The following is a 19,075-nucleotide window of genomic DNA, read 5'->3' on the forward strand; positions in this document are numbered from 1 at the left end:
CAATGCTTACGCGCCGTCGCTTTCTCGCGCTTTCCACCGTTTCAACCGTCGCCGGCCTGACCGGTTGCCGCGCGTCGCATCTCCGATGGCTTGAGCCGTCCCCGCCGCCGCCCGCCGCCGCTTCCGAAGCGGAACTGCGACACGCCGCGCGATTGCTCAACCGCTTCGCCTATGGCGCCACGCCCGCCGAAGTCGCCCGCGTCGCCGCCATGGGCGCGGACACCTTCCTCGAAGAGCAACTCGCGCCCGATACGATCCCCGATTGGAAGGCCGCTTGGCTCGTCCGGCGCATCGAAGCCCTCCAGCTTGACGCGCCGGGCGTCTTTGATTTCACCAACGCCGAACTCATCGCCGAACTCCGCCGCGCCGCCATTCTCCGGGCGGTCTACAGTCGGCGGGCGCTCTACGAGACGATGGTCGAGTTTTGGAACGACTTCTTCAGCATCTACGCCGAAAAAGGCGACGGCGGGCGGTTGCTGCTAATTCACGACCGAACGGCCGTCCGGCCGTACGCGCTGGGGAAATTCGCGGATTTGCTGCGCGCCACGGCGACGAGTCCGGCGATGCTGGTCTATCTTGACGGCCGCGCCAATACGCGCGGCAATCCGAACGAAAACTACGCGCGCGAGCTGCTGGAACTCCATACGCTGGGCGTGGACGGCGGCTACACGCAGCAGGATGTACGCGAGGCGTCCCGCGCGCTGACCGGCCTGCGCGTCCGCGAAGGCTTTCGACGCGGACAGGTCTTCATCGCCGAGGACCTCCACGACGACCGGCCCAAAACCGTGCTGGGCGTCACGCTGGACGGCGGCCGCGCCGAAGCCGATTTGGAAGCCCTGCTGGCGCGCGTCACCGCGCATCCGGCGACGGCCGAAAACGTCGCGCGCCGTTTGTGTCGGCGTTTCGTGGCGGATGCGCCGTCGGCGGCGCTGGTTTCCGCCGTCGCCGCGCAGTTTCTCCGCAGCGGCGGCGACATTCGGGCGACGCTTCAAACGTTGGCGCGCTCGGATGAACTGCGCCTTGCTCCGCCCAAGTTCAAGCGCCCGTACAGTTTCGCCATCGCGTCGCTGCGGCTTTTGGCGGCCGACACCGACGGCGGGCCGGCGCTCCAGAAGCGTCTTTCCGCGCTGGGGCAGCTACCCTTCGATTGCCCGACGCCGGACGGCTTCCCCGACGACGAGCGCCGGTGGCGGTCGGGGCTACCGGCGCGGTGGAACTTCGCGCTGGCGTTGACGCAGGGCGGCATACGCGGCACGCGCGTCATTTGCGGCGACGTAGCCCCCGACGAAACGGCGCGGATGGTCTGGGGACGGGAACTGTCGTTGGAAGAGCGCCGCGCGCTGGACGCGCTGCCGTCGGAAGCCGAACGCGCGGCGCTGCTGCTGTGCGCGCCGGATGCGCAGTACGGTTGACCAAGGCAAGGAGGCGATATGCTGGTCATCATTCACCTGCGGGGCGGCGCGGACGGTCTGAACATGCTCGTCCCGTTTCGCCAAGACGCCTATTTCCGCGCGCGCCCGACCATCGCCGTCCCGCGCGACCGCGTGATTCCGCTGGGCGAGGTCGGACTGCATCCGGCGCTGGAGCCGCTTCTCAAGTGGTACGCGCAGGGAGACCTTGCCTTCTGGGTCGGCGTCGGTCTTCCCAACGCGACGCTCTCACACTTCACGGCCCGCGACGATCTGGAAACGGGCGGCGTCGGCGATGGGCGTCCGCCGACCGGCTGGGCTGCGCGGTGGCTTGATCTGTCGGACGGGGAAGATTCGCGGAGAAACGCCTCGGCCAAGGTTTTTCGCGCCGTCGCCTTCGGCGAGACGCTGCCGCGCGTGTTGCAGGGCGGTGCGGGCGTCTATGTCGCGCGTCGCCTGTCCGATTTGACGCCGGCGACCACAAGCGACGCTTTCCGCGCGGCGCTCAATGTGTTCTACGGCCGCACACCGCTGCCGATTGGCGACCTTGGACGCGGATTGCCCGACGCCTTGGCAGCGTTGGCGGACGACCGGCGCAGCGACGCCGCTGCGGCTGGCTATCCCGCCACGCCCTTCGGGGAGCAGCTTTACGACGTGGAACGCCTATACGCCGCCGGTGTCGCGCCGGAAGTCGTCAGCGTTGAGCTTGACGGTTGGGATACGCACTTTTTTCAGGGCGGCGTGGACGGCCTGCACGCGGAGCTTTGCCGCGAACTGGCCGCCGGACTGTCCAACTTCTGCGTCCGACTGGGCGACGGTTTGGCGACGACGCGGGTGCTGGTCATGACGGAGTTCGGTCGGCGCGTCGCGGAAAACGGCAGCGGCGGCACGGATCACGGTCGGGCGAGCGTCATGATGACAGTCGGGAAGGGGATTCGCGGCGGCAAGGTCTCCGGCGAATGGGGCGACCTGCGTCCGGAGCGGCTGGACGCCGACGGCAACCTGCCGCCGACGGTTGACGCGCGCCGTGTCATTGCGGAAACGCTCGGCGTCGCCGCCGACGCGCGCCGTCTGACCGCCCTGTTTCCGGGGTTTACGCCGTCGCCATGAAGCCGCTTGCCGCGCCGTTTTCGTCGCCGCCAACGCCGGCCGCGCCGCCGACCGACGCGGAAGTGGCGCGGGCGGTGCTGGCCGGCCATGTCGAGCTGTTTCGTCTGCTGGTCGAGCGTCATCAGCGGCGGGTGTTCAACTTGGCCTACCGGATGACGGGCAACCGCAGCGACGCCGAGGACATCGCGCAGGACGTTTTTGTGAAGCTTTACGAGCATCTTGCCCGCTACGACGCCGCGCAGCCGTTGGAAAACTGGCTGATGCGGATCGCAAGCAACTATACGTTGAACTGGCTTGAAAAAAACGCCCGGCGCACACAGCGAACGACGACGCTGGACAGCGACGACGAGCGCCAATCGCCCTTGCCGACGCCCGATCCGTCGCCGTCGGCACCGGCGACGCTGGAACGACGCGAAGTCGGAATGCGCCTGCTGGCGGCGTTGCAGACCCTGCCGGTCAATCAACGTTTGGTCGTTGTTTTGCGCTACCTTGACGACCTCTCCGTGGAAGAGATTGCGGCGCTGCTGGGCGCGCCGAAGAATACCGTCAAGACTTGGCTGGCGCGCGGACGCGACGCGCTGCGCATCCGGCTTGGGGACTTGACTCTGGAGTGACATGCCATGACGGATGCCTATCGTCCGCCGCCGCTGGAAGACGCCGCCGACCGCGCCGTGCGGGCGGCGCTGCGCGAGCTTGGAACGCTGGAGCCGCCGCCGGATTTGGCCGCCAAGGTCATGCAGCGCGTTCGGGCGCGCGCGGCGGTCGCGCCGGTGACGCAAAACCGGCCGGACGCCGGTTGGTGGCGGCGGCCGGTGTACTGGGCGCAGGGCGTCGCGGCGGCGGCGGTCGTCGTCGCCACGGTAACGCCGCTGGGCGCGGGACTGGCGCGCGGGTTGTCCGCGCTGGCGGCGCAGGCCGGCGAGGCCTACGCGATGGCGATCTCGGTCGGGGTGTCGTCGCCGGCGACAGGTTTGCCGGCCGCCGTCGGCTTCGGAGCGTCGGCGCTGAAAACCGGCGCGAGTTTCCTCGTTGCGCTGGCGCTCCCGGCGGCGCTGTACGCGCTAATGCGTCGGCGGGCACCGGGAAAGCGGTTGGGTCTGCTGGTCGGCTGCATGTTGGCGCTGCCGGTCGCAGCGGCGGCGCAGTCTCCCGTCCCGCCGCCGCCCAATGAACTCTGGGAAAGCTTGCTTGAGACTTCAAACACCATTCGGCTGCTGGCGTTGTTGGCGCTGGGCGGTCTCATCCTGAGCGGCGTGAGCGCCTTGGCGCTTTGGGCGCGGGCGGTGTGGGCGGCGGCAATGCCTGCGCTCGACCGCATGGCCGAGGAGCGTTCCGGGTGGTTGCAGTTGTTTGTCGGCGTTTGCAACGCAATTCTGGCGTTGGCGGCCGTCGCCGTTCTCGTCAATCTCGGACCGCTAAAGCTCATCGCGGTATCGCTGGTCGGGTGCGTTCTGGGGCTGACGTTGTTCGGCTTGGCGGCGCGCCTACAGGCTCTTGGCGCCCGGCTGTATGCGCAAGCCGGCCGCGCCGCCGGCCCGCTGTCGGCTTTCCTGTCCGGCGCGGGCCTAGCGGTGACGGCGTTTTTTGTCCCGATTGCAGGACAGCTTTTTTGGCTGGGGCTGCTGTTGCAAAGCTTCGGGCTGGCGCTACTGTGGCTGTTCCGGCGGCGGCCCACGACAGCGACGGATATGGCGACCGAACCGGATTTGACAGCGCCGATGGTTGAGCCGTAAAGCCGCTTCCGTCCTCCAGTGATGGTCAACAACCGCTTGTGTTGGGGCTATGTTTCCGTGAAAAGTCGCACCGGGTCGGCGACCGGCAATGGCGCAACGGTGACAAAGCCTTCGGCGGCGGCCGTCCCAATCAGGCTGCCGCGATAAATGTCGGCTGCGCGGCGTTGGCGGAGGAAGTCCGGCGCGGAAAGGTAGGTCTGCGGTTCGCGGTCGCCCGGCCGATGGAGCTGCGAGGCGTAGGCGCTGATGATCTCGTACTTCGCCGCAAACTGGGCGCTGATGTCCACGAGAAACGTCGGCGCTATGTTCGGATTGAGCGGCGGCAGGAAGTGAATCAGCGCCCGTGTACGCCACCGCTCCAGTTCGCTTTCGGCGTCATACCGAGCCAATCGCGCGTGGTGGACGGCCTCCGCCGTCAACTGCGCCAGCCGCCGGTGGTCGGGGTGTTCTTCGTCCGGGTGATGCGTAAACACCAGCGTCGGCCGCGCCCGCCGGATGACCCGCACCAAGGCGCGCCGTGCCTCGTCGTTGAGGGTAAACCGCCCATCAGGCCAGCCCAAGTTGATACGAAACGTCGCATCCAGCCGTCGTGCGGCTTCCGTCGCTTCCGCCGCCCGCTGCTCCGGCGTCCCGCGCGTCGCCAGTTCGGCCCGGCTGGCGTCCACGAGGCCAATGCGGTAGCCCTGCGCCGCTAGTTTTAGCAGCGTCCCAGCCATGGCCAGTTCCACATCATCGGGATGCGCGCCAATCGCCAGAACATCTACCGCTGAAACCGTCGCGGCCACCTGCGGATAGGTCATGCGTCTTCAGCCGGCCTAAAATCCATCGAAATCGAGTTGATGCAGTACCGCAGCCCCGTTGTTTCACGCGGGCCGTCGTCAAAGACGTGGCCGAGATGTGAACCACACTGGGCGCACATGACCTCAATGCGGCGCATGCCGTAGCTAAGGTCAAGTTCGGTCACAATGGCGTCAGGTGAAATCGGCGCCCAAAAGCTCGGCCAGCCCGAACCCGAATCATACTTCGTTTCAGAGCTAAACAGCGGCGCGCCGCAAGCGACGCAGTGGTATGTGCCGGTACGCTTCTCCCAGTACAGCTTGCCGGTAAAGGCACGTTCCGTACCCTTCAGGCGGGTAACGTAGTATTGTTCGGGCGTGAGTAGGGCTTGCCATTCGGCTTCGTCTTTCTGAATGGGAAACGATTTCATTCGGAGCAACCTCCAAAGGCGACACAGCATTGGGCGGCGTCAACAGACTGCCCGCTTGTCAGGGGTTGGTCTCATCTTTCATCTTTCCCGGTCGCCGGCTCAAGTCGGCGCGGCTGAACATTCTCCCGATGGGGCGGAAGCCAACGTGTGGAAATCGCGGCCGTTCAGATTCCTTTGGCTTATCTTGACGGTGGCGGCCCTGATGAGCGGCGTCTTGGTGCCCGCTCAAGAGTCGTCCAGCGGGATGCCGGTCGAGACCGGCGTGTTCCGTCCGAGCGAACTCGTTGAAATCATTCGCCTCGATCCCACCATCAAGCTTGATATTCGGTACGCCACAGCAAACAACTTTGTCGGTCGGCCTGTCTATGACGAAGCGCGGGCGTTCTTGCAGCGTCCGGCCGCCGAGGCGCTCGTCAAAGCGCATCAGTGGTTGAAAACGCAGGGCTACGGCATTGTCGTCTTTGACGGCTACCGACCGTGGCGGGTGACGAAGTTGTTCTGGGACTTGACGCCGCCGGACAAGCGCAACTACGTGGCTGACCCGGCCAAAGGCTCTCTGCACAATCGCGGGTGCGCCGTGGATGTGTCACTGTATGACCTTAGAACCGGCGAAATCGTGACGATGCCGAGTGAGTACGACGAAATGAGCGAACGCGCTCACCCAGACTACACCGGTGGGACGGAGGAACAGCGGCGTTTGCGCGACCTGCTGCGGTCAGCGATGGAACGCTTTGACTTCAAGGTGCATCGCTACGAATGGTGGCATTTTGATTACAAAGACTGGCGGCTGTACCGCGTGCAGGACATTCCCTTTGCAGAGATTCCAGCGTCATCCGTCACCCCAGCGCCTTCGCGTCCGCAACCATGACCCCGCTCAGCCCAGGAACGGTCCTCCAGCAGCGTTACACGGTGGTGAAACTGCTCGGTAAGGGCGGAATGGGCGCTGTCTATCAGGCGACGGACAAAAAGTTCGGCAATACGGTCGCTCTCAAACAGATGATCGTGACCGGCGAGGCGCTGAAAGCGGCGTTTGAGCGTGAAGCGATTTTGCTGAACGGCTTACGGCATGCCGCGTTGCCGGTCGTGTTTGACCACTTCACCGAAGGCGACGGTCACTTCCTTGTCATGCAGTTTATTCCCGGCAAGGACTTGGCCGAAATGCTGACAGCGCAAGGCGGACCTTTTCCTCCCGGACAGGTCGCCAAGTGGGCCGACCAACTGCTGGATGCGTTAGAGTACCTCCACGGGCGTACGCCGCCCATTATTCACCGCGACATCAAGCCGCAGAACGTCAAACTAACGCCTGAAGACGATATCGTTTTGCTTGACTTCGGTCTGGCTAAGGGCGACCTATCAGGCGACGCCGCGCAGCAGCAACGTAGCCTGGTGGGCTATACGCCAATTTTCGCGTCGCTAGAACAAATGCGCGGCTTGGCGACCGACCCGCGCAGCGATCTCTATTCGGCGGCGGCGACCATCTACAGTTTGTTGACCGGCCAACCGCCGGTGGACGCGCTGACGCGGGCGGACGCGCTGCTGGCCGGTAAACCCGACCCACTGCCCTTAGCCAGCGATGTCAACCCGCAAGTGCCGCGCGCCGTGGCCGAGGTTGTACGGCAAGCCATGGCTGTGTCGCGTGATGAGCGCTTGGCCTCGGCGAAGGACATGCGGCGACAACTGCGGGCAGCCTTCAGAGGGATACGGGCTGGGACGGACGAACTGGGCGCGACAATCATCCAACCCCACGTAGTCGCGCCACCCCCTGCGCCATTGGTTGGCGCTTCAGCGGCGCGTTCGGCCCCGGCCGGCCGTTTTTGTGTGGCCTGCGGTGCCTCGCTTGTTGAAGGGGCGAAGTTTTGCATGAAGTGCGGCAAGCCAAATCCCCCTGTCGCCACGCCCCCAGGCCTGCCACTGTCTGCTCCTCCACCGGTCAGCGCGCCGCTGGCGGCGACCGCACCGTCCGTCCCGCCCCAGAGGCTAGGCGGTACAGCACCTTTTCATTCGTCTGCGTCGTCACCGAGCGGAGCGCTGACGGCAAGTGAGATCGTGCTGCTGTTTGGTGATTTCTTTGCGCCGCCAGCAGCAGCTTCCCAGCCGTGGACGAGGCTGCTGCACACACCGACGCGCGTCAGCGCAGCGGTGCTGGCGCAGGCCATCTGGGCGGCGGCCTTTCTCGATTGCGAGCGTCAGGGAGCGATCACCCTGACGCCGGTTGCAGCAACAGGCGGCGCGGCGGAGTTAGCCTATGCTCTCAAAGCGCCGACGGTCGGCTTTGCGCCCTACAGTTTGGAAGCCAACATCATAGAAATGGCCCAACTGCGGTTGGGTCCGCCCGGGCCGTTGTCGGTCGCCGCCGTCATTGCCGACATCATTCGGTTCGATTCACGCAACGCTTGGCGGCACACCGCCGGGATGGTCAAGTTGGGCCTGAACCGTCGCAGTCTGCTGGCAATGACCCCCTCCCCCCTTCATGCCCCGTTTCCGGTTGGGCGTTTTGCGCTCACGCCGCACGTCATTGAGCTTGCGCGGCGGGCTTCGCCGGAGCCGGTGCAGCGGCTCCTAGCCGCCGCCCAAAGCCAGTCGGCGCGTTGGTCGCTTCTGATTCAAGCCATCAACCTTGGCCTTCAACGGCGAACCAATCCAATGCTGACTCACCTACCGGAATTGGATCAGGACGCCTAAACGGCGGCTGTACCGCCGATTTCAGTTTACCGATACATCGTCGTCACATAGCTCCCCTATACGAAAGTCCCGGTATAAGGAACCACGCCTTACGCCTTGAAACATCAAGGTTTGTTTGTGCGATGCAACGTTGTTCGCCGTGGCGCGGCCACCGCCACGGCGGTGGGGCCGTCAAATGGATTCCGCCGGAAAGGGGACGCATGTCACATACAACGACCCTCAGCATCGTCAAGCCGGGAAGCGCTTTCAATCACGGATTGCGCACCGGCGTTTCGCTCCACTGCCACACCAAATTCTCCCGCGAAGCGCTTGATTTCATCCCCCACTACGCGGCGAAAATTCCCTTCGTTGCAGGGCGTTTTGCCCGGATGTGTCAGCGTTATGAAGCTCGGCATGGTCGTCCCTTGGACTTCACCAAAGCCTGGTGGACGCCGCCGGTAACGCCGCGCGTCTTGCATGACGCCGAGGTGCGGCATCTAGAAAACACACTGGGTGTCCGGGGCATTGTTTCCATCACCGACCACGATGAAATCGAGGCCTGCTGCGGCTTGCGGGCAACCGGCGAAGACACCCCGATTTCCACAGAGTGGACGACGCCGTTTGGTGCCGCGTACTTCCATGTCGGCGTTCACAACCTGCCGCCGGAGCACGCACGCGCCATCGCCGATGAGCTGTTCGCTTTCACCAACGACCCGGAAGCGCGCGCCAAACCGGAGGTGCTAGAAGAGCTGTTCTCAATGCTCAACGCCCTGCCGGGCGTGCTGGTCGTGTTGAACCACCCTCTTTGGGATATTGAAAACATCGGGCAAACCCGACACATGGCGGCACTGAAGGCCTTTCTTGACCGTTACAGGCGTTGGTTGCATGCGCTCGAAATCAACGGCTTCCGGTCATGGCGTGAAAACTTGGCGACGGCACGGTTGGCACGCGACCTTGGATTGCCGTTGGTCTCCGGGGGCGACCGCCATGGACTTTCCCCCAACACGGTTGTGAACCTGACTGACGCGACGACCTTCGAGGAAATGGTTGAGGAATTGCGCGTTCAACGTCGCAGTCACGTTGTTGTCCTCCCCGACTATCAGGAAAACATGGCTTTGCGCATTTTTGAAGCGGCGGCACAGATTCTCGACCATTACCCGGATTATCCCGAAGGACAGCGCCACTGGACGGAGCGCCTGTTCTTCCTTGACGAACAGGGACGGCCATGTTCGCTCCACGAATGCTGGGCCAGTCACAGTCCGCTATGGGCGCGCGCAGCAACGTGGGTATTCAGACAACTTGGCCGGCGGCGTTGGCGTCCGGCGCTGGAAATGGTGCTGCCCAAACCCCAACTGGAACTGAGCGAACCCTGACCGCCCACTTGGCATCCGGGCGTTGGGAAGGCGGTGCTTTGGCGGCGGCCGACCAAACGCCGCATTCCGTACCGACGCGCTTCATGATGACCGACGCCCTCCGCGTTGCCCTGTTTCCGGACTCCTACCACGAAGCCAACGGCGTGGCCCGCACGTTTCGGGCGCTCGTTGGCGTGGCTCGCCGGCGTGGGCTGCCGTTGCTGATTGTTCGCTGTGGCAACACCGCCGGCCCACAAACGGACGGCTCTGTGAATGCGATTGAACTCCAGCGCGGCGGTTGGTCGTTCCCACTGGATGCTGACCTGAGTTTTGATCTGTGGCTGTGGCGCTACGCCCGCAAGGTCCGTGAGCAGGTGCAAGCGTTTCAGCCACAGGTCGTCCACGTGACCGGCCCCAGTGACATTGGGCAACTGGGCGTGTATGTAGCCAAGTCGCTGCACCTACCGCTCGTGATGTCGTGGCATACCAACTTACATGAGTACGCCGGGCAACGCTGCTCACGGTTGCTTGACTACGCTTTTGTGCCTTCATTAGTGCGCGAGCAAACGAGTTTGTGGGCGGAAACACAATCACTCTGGGCAACGATGAAGTTTTATGAGTACGCGGATGTTTGCCTTGCGCCAAACCCGGAACTGGTCGAACTCGTGGCGCAAAAAACCGGCAAGCCGACCTATCTGATGCAGCGTGGCATAGACGCCGAGGCGTTTCATCCAAACTACCGGACTCGTCCCTTGGACGCGCCTGTTGTCCGGCTGGGATTTGTTGGGCGGCTCAGCGCCGAAAAGAATGTCCGCTTTCTAGTGGAGCTTGAGCGCCAACTTTTGGCGCAAGGCCTGACGCAGATTGAGTTTCGTATCGTTGGAACCGGTAGTGAACGCGACTGGCTCGCCGCCGCCATGCAGACGGCGAGCTTTGCCGGCGTACAACAGGGCGAGGCGCTGGCGCGGGAGTACGCCGACTTTGATGTGTTCGTCTTTCCTTCCCGAACTGACACCTACGGCAACGTTGTCCTCGAGGCCGCCGCGTCGGGTGTCCCCTGTGTTGTCACCAGCGCCGGCGGGCCAAAGTTTCTTGTTGATCACGGGCGGTCGGGCTTGGTCGCCCATAACGACGCCGCCTTTGTCGCAGCGGTCGCTGATTTGGTGCGTTCCCCAGAGCGTCGCGCCGCAATGCGCACAGCGGCGCGGGCGCGGGCGTTGCAGACCTCGTGGGACGCCGTACTGGATGAAGTGTACACGGCGTACCAAGCCGCCTACGCAACCGCCAAGGCGATTGGTTGAACATAAACTTAGGTTGCAACGCACTTTTCGAGCGAACGGCGTGAGTGACCTGCCAGTCGCGGCGGCGGAAGGGCGGTTTGCATCAGGCCTAGCCAAGCCTGACGGTGGGAAAGGCTAAGCTTTCTTTCCGCCCTGTCTGACGGAAATCGCGGCATGTCGCCCGCTACGCGAGCTAGGGGCTTGGTGAGCCGCCGATGCTCGCCAACTGCCACGCTGGGGTTGTGGCGCTACTTTTTCGGAAACCGCTCTAGAACTTGTATTTTCCAAGCCCGCATCTGTCGAGCAGCCCCTGGACGTATTTCGCCTGCCCGTCAAAGTAATCGCGGCTGCGACCATATTCACCGCCTTTGAGCATTGGATTGAGCGCAATGCCTTCCAGCAGCGCCTTGCGGTCAAGGCCGTCGGCGATGCACCAGAGCGCCAACTGAACCGGCGTCAAATCAAGCTTCTGCGGCGGAAGCTTAGAACCGGGCGGTGGCGGGGGAGGTTCAGCGGGGCGGTTGGTTGCAAAGCAGGTCACGAACGTGTACACGTCACCGCCGGTCAAGTTGCCAAGCGTATAAACCGTCTCGCGCGTCATCGAAAGCTTGCGCCGCGACAACGAGAAAACCTCTACTTCGCGCTGGGCAGACTGACCAACGTCAAGCGCGATTTCCTCGCGGCTCGTCACCACCAGATCGGTTACGGCCGGGTCTTGACTGCGCAGGAGTTGTCCCGGTTCAAGAACAACCAGTAAGGGTTTAGAACTCGTGTTGCGGACGGCGATTTCAATAATCCTCCCAAAAAACGGCTGCTCTGGGCGGAGCGTCATGCCGAGCCGTTCCAGCTGCACTTCGCCGCGTGCAAGACGTTCGAGTAGGGCTGGGCGTGCAGCGCTTTCATGGGGATGGCGCGGCGCTTCGCGGCAGGCCGCCGTCAGCAGCCCCGCCAACACACCGGCCACAAGCCATCCAGTACGGCGCGGGCGATTGGCAAGCGCCGGCCCCAACTTGGCGTTAGGGTTCACCATCGCAACGCCATTGCGCCCCACGTCACTCCGGCTCCAAACGCCGCAAAGACGAGCAAGTGACCGGGCTTGATCCGTCCCGCCTCCACACACTCGTCAAGCGCAATCGGGATGGAAGCCGACGACGTGTTGCCCATGCGCTCAATGTTGACGTAGATGCGTTCGCGCTCAATGCCGAGCCGTTCGGCGACCGCATCCGTGATGCGTTGATTCGCTTGGTGCGGCACGAACAAATCCACATCCGACGGCGATAAACGTAACTCATCGAGAATCTGGCCGACGGTGTCCGCCATGCTGCGCACCGCCACTTTGAATAGTTCATTGCCGCGCATCTTGATGTAGTGCAACCGTTGCCGGACGGTTGTTTCACTCGCCGGGTAGCGCGTCCCACCGCCGGGCGTGTAAAGCAGCTCAGCATAGTCACCGTCGCTCAGGATGCGGTGCGCAAGAATGCCGCGTCCAGCTTCGACAGGACCGACCACGGCCGCGCCTGCGCCGTCTCCAAAAATGACGCAAGTGGCGCGGTCGGTGTAGTCCACAAAGCGCGAGAGTAGTTCCGCGCCGATAACCAAGACATACCGGCAGTGGCCGGCTTCAATAAATGAGCGCGCCGTCGCCAGACCGTAGATAAAGCCTGAACAGGCCGCCACGAGGTCATACGCCGCCGCCCGCTTCGCCCCCAGTTTGGACTGGATCAAACACGCTGTAGAGGGCAGCATCATATCCGGGCATACGGTGGCGCAAATGATGAGATCAAGATCATTCGGCGTCAACCCGGCGGCTTTGAGCGCCTGCTGCGCAGCGAGCGTTGCAAAATGGGACGTGGTTTCGTCGGGAGCGGCGATGCGGCGCTCGCGGATGCCGGTGCGTGAAACAATCCACTCGTCGCTCGTTTCGACCATTTTTTCGAGATCGGCGTTGGTGAGCGTGCGTTCCGGCAGCGCGCGTCCAGTGCCTAAAATTCCGGCGGCTTGCGTAGGCATGGGTGACTCCGGTTTCAGGGGGTGGCTTTAGTCTGGGTGGCGTCCATCAAGAATCTCAACGGCAAGCAGGCTCACGTCGGCGGTAACCCCGGCGGCGCGGCGGCGTCAAAGCCTTCCAAGGCGATGATGGCGGCCCGTACCTCGGCGGGCAGCGGCGCTTTACGCTGGTTTCGGTAGTCGTAGGACACGATAAGACCGTCACCCTGCGCCGCAACTTTGCCATGGCGGTGGCTGACGACTGTAAAGCGCATGACGAAACGATCCTCGCCGAGACCAACGACGCTCGTGCCAATCGAAACCGTGTCGGGATAAGTCAGTGGAAACCGGAAGCGACATTGGGTTTGAGCCAGAATCGGGCCGACCGATTCGGTCAACTCCAACCCAAACGCGATGCGTTCGAAGTACGCAATCCGTGCGTGTTCAAAGTAGCGAAAATAGACCGTGTTGTTGACGTGACGGGCGGCGTCCATGTCGCCCCAGGCGACCGGACACGTCACAATCACAGCGTAACCTTCCAGTCCTTCTGGGGTGGGTGCTTTGGAACTCAACATGACGACAACTAAACACCGCCGGAGAACGCCGGTTGTGGCCAACGCCTTCCGGCGAGTGAATGCAAAAATCGGTAGCAGGATGTGACGCCCACACCGTATCGTAACGCCGGTCAGAACGCCACCTTTGATTTGCAAGAAAGCGCGCTGACGCTTAGCTTGATCAACCAATGTCGGAAGTGTTACCCCGCGCCGTCAACGTCAATCGGAGTGAAGGAACGCTCTCGGTCGTCTGGCCTGACGGCGGCGCGACGACGATTCCCCTGATGGAGCTTCGGCAAAACTGTCCGTGCGCCACCTGCGCCGAAGCGCGCGGTGAGAATCCGCATCCTGGCCTACTTGAAGCGCCGCCGCCGCCCAAACCCAAGTCGCGCAGACTACCGTTGCTTGGTGACGTACGTAAGTTCCAGATCAGTGGGCTGCGCCACGTCGGACGCTACGCGCTGGGCGTTACTTGGGCGGACAATCATCAGAGCATCTACACGTGGGCCTCCTTGGCCGAGATGAAAACGCCGCCTGCCTAACATACCCGGACAGGTCGCCGTTTGAGTCACGAAACGGCGAAGTCAGGCGTGAGCTCATCGGGGGAGCTGCGCGCCGCCATTTCGGAGGTCATTTTTTCAAATACTAGCGGCCCACTGCGGTAGGACCTGCGGCGCATCGTACCACGTCATGAGCGGTAAGGGCAGGTGATACACGCCTTCGAGGCGAATCACCTCCGAGCCGTCCAGTAGCATGCACGGTTCGGGTACAATTCCGTCGCCCCACACGTCGCCCGGTGCAGCGAGCAGGCTTTCGTACATTGCGTAGGCCGCCCGCTCAGCGAGCGTGCCATGCCGGTTGCCTTTGATGTAACGGCTGATCACGCTGACATAGCGAATCTTCGGCGCGAAGAACGCTCCAGGGTAGTGTTCGTTTGCCCAGCGCGTTGAAACCGAACTGGCTGCGGCCCAACTGTGGTGTGGCGTTCCAAGGCACACTAGCGTGTTGACGAAACGATGGCCCGCATAGCAGCGACCGCAGTAATCATCCTCACCCAGAAACTTCCGCGTGAGGCGTCCACCGGCGCTGTGGCCGATAACCGTCACTGGCTCGCCTGTTTCATCGGCGACGCGCTCGATACACTGCGCCATCACGTCAAGGACGGGGCGGAAGTTCGCACCCGACGATTGCCACCAGTGGTATGGCTCAATAGGCGCAATCCACACGCGCCGGTTGAACGGTTCGGACTGAAGGCGCTTGGCTAGCGGCAAATACGCCCGCCATTCGAGGAAGTGACCGGCGATGATGACAATCGGCGACGGCATGGGGGAGGTTTAGCAACGGTCTGATTTGCGTTTTTATGCTCTATGGTTGAATATACCGCACGTTGACCTTCACCGCCGCCGAAAGTTCATTAGGCGACTGACCGGCGGCTTCAAACTTTTCCGCGTTTACAGCAAGGGTTTTCGAGCCAGGGGGTGTCCAAGGGCAGCTTCCGCTGGAGGTGGCAGGCTTGTGACCCTCGATACCGTCGTGCACGGGGATTGTTTGGCTGTTTTGCGCCAGCTGCCGTCCGAAACGGCCGACCTGACGTTCGCCGACCCGCCTTTCAACTTGGCTAAGAAGTACCACAGCTATGATGACCGACGCGGACAGGAGGAGTACCTTGCGTGGTGTCGCGAATGGCTTCGCGAGTTAGTGCGGATTACGAAACCCACAGGGAGCCTGTTCGTCCACAACATTCCCAAGTGGCTGACGCACTACGCTGCCTTTCTCAACACACAGGCGGACTTTCGACACTGGATCGCGTGGGATGCGCTAGGCATGCCGCTGGGCAAGACGCTTATGCCGCGTCACTACGGGATTTTGTTCTATGCTAAGGATAGGCGGCGGCAGAAGTTCTATGAAATCCGGCATCCGCACCGGCGCTGTCGCAAGTGCGGCGTTTTGCACAAGGACTACGGCGGGAAAAAGCATAGTTTGCATCCCTTTGGGCCGCTGGTTTCGGATGTGTGGAGTGACTTGCACCGCATCAAGCATGCCTCGCGCCGTGACGCGCACCCTTGCCAGCTTCCCGAAACCGTACTGGAACGGCTCATCCTGATGGCGACTGACGAAGGCGATGTGGTGGTGGACCCGTTCGCTGGGACGGGCACGACGCTCGTTGCAGCGAAGAAGCTTGGTCGGCGCTACCTTGGCATCGAACTCGACGCCGGTTACGTCGCTATTGCCCGTGAGCGTTTGGCGCGGACGCCGGCCGCGTCACGCATCGGCGATGTGTGGGTCAGTCAAGTGCGCGGTATGCTGGTGACGATTCGGGATTGCGACTGGCCGCGGTTGCAGGCGTATTATGCGATTCCGGCGACGGCGGCGGCGATTGAAACCTCGCCTATTGTCTTTGACCGACGGTTGGCGACGGTAACGCCGCTGCCAGCGCCGGCGACGACGGCAGTGCTGGCGACCGGCTGCCGAAAGACCGCCTGACCATCGTTTCTACGTGGGAAACCTTGAATTCTTGCCGACCCATCCCACCGTTCCCGCCGCCGTTGGCGCGTGTCCACCTCGCTTGTGCTGGGCGGTGTTGATATTGGCCAGCTTGTTCCCCCCTTGGTGCGCCTTGGGGCAAGGTTTTGATCTCAACGACGACGCCTACATTACGCTGACCTACGCTAAGAATCTGGCCGCCGGACGCGGCTTTGTGTTCAACCACCCGCCGGCCACGTTCGGTACGACGACGCCGCTGCTGGCGCTGCTGGTTGGTGCGCTAGCTGCTCTGCTGCCCAACGCACCGGTGGATGCGCTCGCTGTCTGGTTGACGGCGGCCGCCTGGATCGCCGCCGGATGGATATTTTTCATCTTCCGCCGTGTCTGGGGGCTTGGCGATGCCTCAGGGTTACTGGTCGCGCTGGCGGTCTTGTTCGGCGGCTGGACAGGGCCGCTGGGCGTGCTTGGTTCCGAGACATTCTTGTTCCACGCGCTACTGGCGTTGGCGCTGTCGCTGCATCTTGCCGGGCGGGATGTCGCCGCCGGCTTGGCTGTCGGCCTGCTGTTCCTGACGCGCGGTGAGGGGGTGCTGGTGTTGGGCGTGATTGGAGCGTCCTTGTTTGGTCAGTGGCGCTGGGCGGCACGACGCGCGTCCGACCAAAGCCAGCATGGGGCGGCGACGGCGGCGCAGCGTTTGGGATGGTCGGCGTTCGGCTTTGGCGTGCTCTTCACCCTGTGGGCGCTCTACGCCTACCGGACGTTTGGGCAGGCGCTTCCGGCGACCCTAGCCGCCAAGCGGGCGCAGGCGGCGCTCGGCTGGCCGACCTTCACCCATGAACTGACGAACAGTTGGTGGCGTGCCTGGGGCGGCCCGGCGCTCGGTCATCCGCTACTCAGTCCGTGGTGGGCGCTGGTCGGCGTCGGTGTGGTTACTGCTGTTAGGTCGCGTTGGCGGTGGCAGCTGTGGTTGCTCTGGCTTGGCGCGTACGTGGGCGGCTACGCGGCGCTCGGCGTCGCCGGCTACTGGTGGTATCAGGTTCCGATTTTTCTCGCCCTTCAGCTCTTTTTCGCGCTGGGACTCGTCACGGTTTTTGAATGGCTGACGGCGGGCGGCTCGGAAAAGCGCCGCTTGGCGGGGACGGCCGTGGCAACGCTCGGCTTGCTGTGGAGTCTCACGACATCGGCGTGGGCGGTGGCGGCGTACCAAGGCGACTGGCGCGCGGCGTCCTATCGCGCCCTAGCGGCGTGGTGTCGGACGCACGCGCAGCCGACCGACCGGGTGGCCTTCCACGAAGTCGGTTATCTGGGTTTTTACAGCAACCAGCGGATTGTAGATTTGTGCGGCCTGACAACGCCGGAAGTGCTCCCCCATTTTGCCCAGCGCGACTTGGTCTGGCCGGTGAAAACGCTGTCGCCGGAGTGGTACGTCGCCAGCCCAACGTGGGATATTCTCCCGGCGCTGCGCGAAGGCGGCTGGTTTGACGCGACCTACCGCCGCGTCGCCGTCCTGCCCGCGCCCAACGGCGGCGAACTCCAGATTTTTCAGCGCATTCGCGCGAATGACGCCGGGACGCCATGACAACGCCATGACGACGCTGACGCTGGGCTATTCGCCTTGCCCCAACGATACCTACATTTTCGGTGCGCTAGCCCTTGGGCTGGTTCGCGCGCCGGGCATGACGTTCGACATCCGACTCGCCGACGTGCAGACGCTCAACGAGTGGGCGCTGGCTGGCAGGCTGGATGTCACGAAGCTGTCCTTCGCCGCGCTGCTGACGCCGCCGATTGCCGAGCGGTATGACTTGCTTGACGTTGGCGCGGCGCTGGGCCGCAACTGCGGCCCGCTGGTGGTCGCCCGCGAGCCGTTTGCGGCCGAAGAGCTGCGGCGTAAGCGCCTAGTCACGCCGGGAAAGCTCACGACGGCGCACCTGCTGATTCGACTGTTTACCGACGACGCGCCCATCGCGGCGGAGTCGCCGTTTGAGCGCATCCTGCCGGCCGTAGCAGTCGGCGACTACGACGCGGGCGTGATCATCCACGAAAGCCGCTTTGTTTACCCGACTTTTGGGCTGACGCGCATTGTGGATTTGGGAGAGTGGTGGGAAGCAACGACAGGGCTGCCGCTCCCGCTGGGCGGGATCGCCGTCCGTCGAACGCTGGACGCGGAGACGCGCCAGGCCGTAAGGCAGGTGATTCGGGAGAGTTTGGCTTACGCCGATGCGCACCCAGAGGCCGTTCGTCCGTACATCGCCGCGCATGCGCAGGAAATGTCGGCCGACGTTCAGTCCCGGCACATCGCGCTGTACGTCAATGAGTTCACGCGCAATTTGGGCGACGAAGGCCGCGCCGCCGTTGAAGCGCTGCGTCGGCAGGCGCAGCAGCTTCGACGCGGAGTGGCACTGCTGTAGCGCGGTCACTGCTCGGTCATCATCGTACACCGCCGCACAGCTGTTCGCCGGGCGTCAAGCGCCGTCTCAATACCGCTGACCGCTCTCACCACCACCGTATCGGGCGCACCTCTGGGATTAGGCCGTGCTTGGCGGCCAACCGCCAGTAGTGTGTTAGTCCGGCGACGTCTTCGGCGTCCAGCCCGTAGTGAATGTTTTCCGTCAGGTACGCGACCAAATCCTCCACCGGCAAGCCAAGCATCGGGGCATACTGCACCGCCAGCGCCGACCGGGCGCGCAAACCAGCGTCGCGCGCGGCGGCAAAGTCTAATATGCGTACCTGTTCGCGCGCTTCGGCGCGCACCGCCCAGATTGCGAAAACGAACGGTAAATCCGTCCAGCGCCGCCATTCGGTGGCAAGGTCGAGCACTTCAAGCCCCTGCCGATCAAAGGTCAGCGCCGGATCGCCGATGATCACGGCGGCGTCGTATTCGGCGAGCATGCGTGGCGCGTCCGGCGGAGCTGGGTGGAATACAGCCGCCCGACCGTAGAACTCTGCAAACAGAATGCGCGCTAACGCCGCCGACGTACGCGACGACGTATCTAACGCGACCGTCCGGACTTCCGACAGCGGCTTTTTCAGTGCCAGCACAACGCTGCGAACGGCCTGCTTCGCTCCAATAGCAACGCCCGGCACGGCGTAGAGGTTTGGGATGCGTTGATACTCAATAACGGGGATAAGCGCCGCCGCAACTTCACCCTGCCGCAATAACTCGGCGCACCGCGACGGGGCGGCGTCAGTAATCAGCCGGCAGCGCGTACGTTGTTCGCCGACTAGAAAATCATGCATCAGCACCGCCGAGTTGAGGTAATCCGATCCGGCGATGCTGGGTAAAGCGTGAGCCACGGGTG

The 19,075-nt window shown here is 63.4% G+C and carries 19 protein-coding genes; 12 read left to right on the forward strand and 7 right to left on the reverse strand.

The genetic code is table 11. The annotated features are described in order from the left end of the window. Positions 1–2 precede the first annotated feature (2 nt). Genes NZ585_11890 through NZ585_11905 form a run of 4 tightly spaced genes read left to right on the forward strand, consistent with a single transcriptional unit; the run spans position 3 to position 4,252 of the window. Positions 3–1,412 carry a DUF1800 domain-containing protein gene (locus NZ585_11890; protein ID MCS7080730.1) on the forward strand — a complete coding sequence of 470 codons (1,410 nt, stop codon included), beginning with the start codon at positions 3–5 and terminating at the stop codon, positions 1,410–1,412. 18 nt (positions 1,413–1,430) lie between these two features. After that, the gene (locus NZ585_11895) at positions 1,431–2,519 is read left to right on the forward strand and encodes a DUF1501 domain-containing protein (GenBank protein MCS7080731.1); all 1,089 of its coding nucleotides are present in this window, start codon (positions 1,431–1,433) and stop codon (positions 2,517–2,519) included. Further along, positions 2,516–3,133, forward strand: coding sequence for an RNA polymerase sigma factor (locus NZ585_11900; GenBank protein ID MCS7080732.1), 618 nt, complete (start codon positions 2,516–2,518; stop codon positions 3,131–3,133). Before NZ585_11895 ends, NZ585_11900 begins: the two co-directional genes overlap by 4 nt. Before the next feature lie 6 nt (positions 3,134–3,139). After that, entirely contained in the window at positions 3,140–4,252 is a 1,113-nt protein-coding gene (locus NZ585_11905; protein ID MCS7080733.1) for a hypothetical protein, read from the forward strand. A gap of 47 nt (positions 4,253–4,299) precedes the next feature. Here NZ585_11905 and bshB1 read toward each other — a convergent pair whose 3' ends face one another. Both bshB1 and msrB read right to left on the reverse strand, forming a co-directional pair. Then, the gene (gene bshB1, locus NZ585_11910; protein ID MCS7080734.1) at positions 4,300–5,052 is read right to left on the reverse strand and encodes a bacillithiol biosynthesis deacetylase BshB1; all 753 of its coding nucleotides are present in this window, start codon (positions 5,050–5,052) and stop codon (positions 4,300–4,302) included. Then, the gene (msrB, locus tag NZ585_11915) at positions 5,049–5,459 is read right to left on the reverse strand and encodes a peptide-methionine (R)-S-oxide reductase MsrB (protein MCS7080735.1); all 411 of its coding nucleotides are present in this window, start codon (positions 5,457–5,459) and stop codon (positions 5,049–5,051) included. Before msrB ends, bshB1 begins: the two co-directional genes overlap by 4 nt. Before the next feature lie 202 nt (positions 5,460–5,661). Between msrB and NZ585_11920 the strand changes: the two genes are divergently transcribed. From NZ585_11920 to NZ585_11935, 4 genes are all read left to right on the forward strand, one after another. Beyond that, positions 5,662–6,327, forward strand: a complete 666-nt coding sequence (locus NZ585_11920) for a M15 family metallopeptidase (protein MCS7080736.1) — start codon at positions 5,662–5,664, stop codon at positions 6,325–6,327. Then, on the forward strand, positions 6,324–8,141 hold the full coding sequence (locus NZ585_11925; protein ID MCS7080737.1) for a protein kinase: 1,818 nt from the start codon (positions 6,324–6,326) through the stop codon (positions 8,139–8,141). Before NZ585_11920 ends, NZ585_11925 begins: the two co-directional genes overlap by 4 nt. A 200-nt stretch (positions 8,142–8,341) precedes the next feature. Further along, positions 8,342–9,493, forward strand: coding sequence for a hypothetical protein (locus NZ585_11930; GenBank protein ID MCS7080738.1), 1,152 nt, complete (start codon positions 8,342–8,344; stop codon positions 9,491–9,493). Between the two features lie 8 nt (positions 9,494–9,501). Next, entirely contained in the window at positions 9,502–10,773 is a 1,272-nt protein-coding gene (locus NZ585_11935) for a glycosyltransferase (protein MCS7080739.1), read from the forward strand. Between the two features lie 247 nt (positions 10,774–11,020). Here the strand turns inward: NZ585_11935 and NZ585_11940 are convergent, their stop codons facing one another. The 3 genes from NZ585_11940 to NZ585_11950 form a co-directional block, all read right to left on the reverse strand. Further along, on the reverse strand, positions 11,021–11,782 hold the full coding sequence (locus NZ585_11940; protein ID MCS7080740.1) for a hypothetical protein: 762 nt from the start codon (positions 11,780–11,782) through the stop codon (positions 11,021–11,023). Continuing rightward, positions 11,776–12,762 carry a ketoacyl-ACP synthase III gene (locus NZ585_11945; GenBank protein ID MCS7080741.1) on the reverse strand — a complete coding sequence of 329 codons (987 nt, stop codon included), beginning with the start codon at positions 12,760–12,762 and terminating at the stop codon, positions 11,776–11,778. The genes NZ585_11940 and NZ585_11945 overlap by 7 nt, the downstream gene beginning before the upstream one ends. 71 nt (positions 12,763–12,833) lie before the next feature. Then, positions 12,834–13,313, reverse strand: a complete 480-nt coding sequence (locus tag NZ585_11950) for a thioesterase family protein (protein ID MCS7080742.1) — start codon at positions 13,311–13,313, stop codon at positions 12,834–12,836. A gap of 167 nt (positions 13,314–13,480) precedes the next feature. Here NZ585_11950 and NZ585_11955 point away from each other — a divergent pair, with 167 nt between their 5' ends. Next, the gene (locus NZ585_11955) at positions 13,481–13,834 is read left to right on the forward strand and encodes a DUF971 domain-containing protein (protein MCS7080743.1); all 354 of its coding nucleotides are present in this window, start codon (positions 13,481–13,483) and stop codon (positions 13,832–13,834) included. 96 nt (positions 13,835–13,930) lie between these two features. On the opposite strand, the gene NZ585_11960 is transcribed toward NZ585_11955, so the two are convergent. Continuing rightward, positions 13,931–14,617: a hypothetical protein gene (locus NZ585_11960; GenBank protein MCS7080744.1), complete on the reverse strand. Its 687-nt coding sequence runs from the start codon at positions 14,615–14,617 to the stop codon at positions 13,931–13,933. A gap of 190 nt (positions 14,618–14,807) precedes the next feature. On the opposite strand from NZ585_11960, the gene NZ585_11965 reads away from it, so the two are divergent. The 3 genes from NZ585_11965 to NZ585_11975 all read left to right on the forward strand — a co-directional run bounded on the left by NZ585_11965 (position 14,808) and on the right by NZ585_11975 (position 18,184). Beyond that, complete coding sequence (locus NZ585_11965; GenBank protein MCS7080745.1) at positions 14,808–15,776, forward strand: site-specific DNA-methyltransferase; 969 nt, start codon at positions 14,808–14,810, stop codon at positions 15,774–15,776. A 133-nt stretch (positions 15,777–15,909) separates the two neighbouring features. After that, complete coding sequence (locus NZ585_11970) at positions 15,910–17,355, forward strand: hypothetical protein (protein MCS7080746.1); 1,446 nt, start codon at positions 15,910–15,912, stop codon at positions 17,353–17,355. Positions 17,356–17,362: 7 nt separating this feature from the next. Continuing rightward, positions 17,363–18,184 carry a 1,4-dihydroxy-6-naphthoate synthase gene (locus NZ585_11975; GenBank protein ID MCS7080747.1) on the forward strand — a complete coding sequence of 274 codons (822 nt, stop codon included), beginning with the start codon at positions 17,363–17,365 and terminating at the stop codon, positions 18,182–18,184. Positions 18,185–18,269: 85 nt separating this feature from the next. Here NZ585_11975 and NZ585_11980 read toward each other — a convergent pair whose 3' ends face one another. Beyond that, positions 18,270–19,070: a menaquinone biosynthesis protein gene (locus tag NZ585_11980; GenBank protein MCS7080748.1), complete on the reverse strand. Its 801-nt coding sequence runs from the start codon at positions 19,068–19,070 to the stop codon at positions 18,270–18,272. Between the last annotated feature and the right edge of the window lie 5 nt (positions 19,071–19,075).

This window comes from Chloracidobacterium sp. (assembly GCA_025057975.1).
Taxonomy (GTDB): Bacteria; Acidobacteriota; Blastocatellia; order Chloracidobacteriales; family Chloracidobacteriaceae; genus Chloracidobacterium.